Raw genomic sequence first — 1622 nt, 5'->3', positions numbered from 1 at the left:
TCCACCTATCCGGACAGGTTGAAGTTGCCGTTGGAACCATAGACGGCCAGTGACACCAGCAGGGTGACCGAGACCACGAGGATCAAAGAGGTGCGTACCGCGTTGCCGACCGCCACACCCACGCCGGAGGGACCGCCGGAGGCGAAGTAGCCGAAGTAGGTGTGGATCAACAAGATTGTGATCGCCATCAGCACGGCCTGCAGGAATGACCACAGCAGGTCGATCGGATTCAAGAATGTGTCGAAGTAGTGGTCATAGAGCCCGCCGGACTGGCCGAACAACACCACCGTGGTGAACTGGCTGGCGACGAACGACAAGATCACCGCGATCGAGTACAGCGGGGTGATCGCCACCATTCCGGCCGCAATGCGCGTCGATACCAGATACTCGATCGGCCGGATCGCCATCGACTCCAGCGCGTCGATCTCCTCGTTGATCCGCATGGCGCCCAACTGCGCGGTCACCCCGGCACCGAATGTGGCGGCCAACCCGATGCCGGCCACCACCGGAGCGGCGATGCGCACGTTGATGAACGCCGCCAAGAACCCGGTCAGCGCCTCGATCCCGATGTCACCCAGCGAGGAATAACCCTGGATCGCCAGCGTGCCGCCGGCGGCCAACGTCAGAAAGCCCACGATCGCCACCGTGCCGCCGATCATCGCCAAGGTGCCTGCACCCATCGATATTTCGGCGATCAACCGAATGATCTCCTTGCGGAAGTGCACCGTCGCGTGCGGGATCCCGCCCAGCGCCCGCAGATAGAACAGCATGTGATCGCCGATACGACTGAGGAAGTCCACCGGCTTGCGCACCCCCCGCGACAGACGCGGATAGGTGCTGCGCAGAACTTGCACTGTGCCCATTGAGATCCCCGCTCAGCCCGTCGTCATCCGGATACCGATCGCGGTGACCACCACGTTGATCACGAACAACGCCATAAAGGCGTACACCACCGTCTCGTTGACCGCATTACCCACCGCCTTGGCACCACCGCCGGTGATACTCAACCCGCGAAAACACGCCACCAAACCCGCGATCAACCCGAACAACGCCGCCTTGACACACGAGATGATCACCTCGGGCACCCCGGTCAACAACGTGATCCCCGCAGCGAACGCACCCGGATTCACATCCTGGATGAACACCGAAAACGTGTAACCACCCAGAATCCCGATGATCACCACCAAACTGTTGAGCAACAACGCCACCAGCCCGGACGCCAACATGCGCGGGGTCACCAACCGCTGCACCGGGTTGATGCCGAGCACCTCCATCGCATCGATCTCCTCGCGGATGGTGCGCGACCCCAGATCGGCGCACATCGCCGTCGCGCCGGCACCGGCGACGATGAGCACCGTAACCAAAGGACCCACCTGGGTGACCGCGCCGAACGCCGCACCGGCCCCCGACAGATCAGCCGCACCCAACTCGCGCAACAAGATGTTCAACGTGAACGACACCAACACCGTGAACGGAATCGCCACCAACAACGTCGGCGCCAACGACACCCGAGCGATGAACCAACACTGCTCCAAAAACTCCCGCCACTGAAACGGCCGCCGAAACACAAACCGCACCGCATCAGCAGACATCGCAAACAACGCCCCGACCGCCTGCATCGG

Annotated in this window: 2 protein-coding genes; both read right to left on the bottom strand. The window is 62.4% G+C overall.

What is annotated here, in order from left to right; translation table 11 throughout:
- Positions 1–5 precede the first annotated feature (5 nt).
- On the bottom strand, positions 6–863 hold the full coding sequence (locus AU193_RS17405) for an ABC transporter permease (RefSeq protein ID WP_064423627.1): 858 nt from the start codon (positions 861–863) through the stop codon (positions 6–8).
- A gap of 12 nt (positions 864–875) precedes the next feature.
- The coding region (locus tag AU193_RS17400) for an ABC transporter permease (protein ID WP_064423626.1) at positions 876–1622 on the bottom strand (747 nt) is incomplete at its 5' end.

The organism is Mycobacterium sp. GA-1285 (assembly GCF_001499905.1).
Taxonomy (GTDB): domain Bacteria; phylum Actinomycetota; class Actinomycetes; order Mycobacteriales; family Mycobacteriaceae; genus Mycobacterium.
This window is presented reverse-complemented; position numbering and strand designations above follow the sequence as displayed.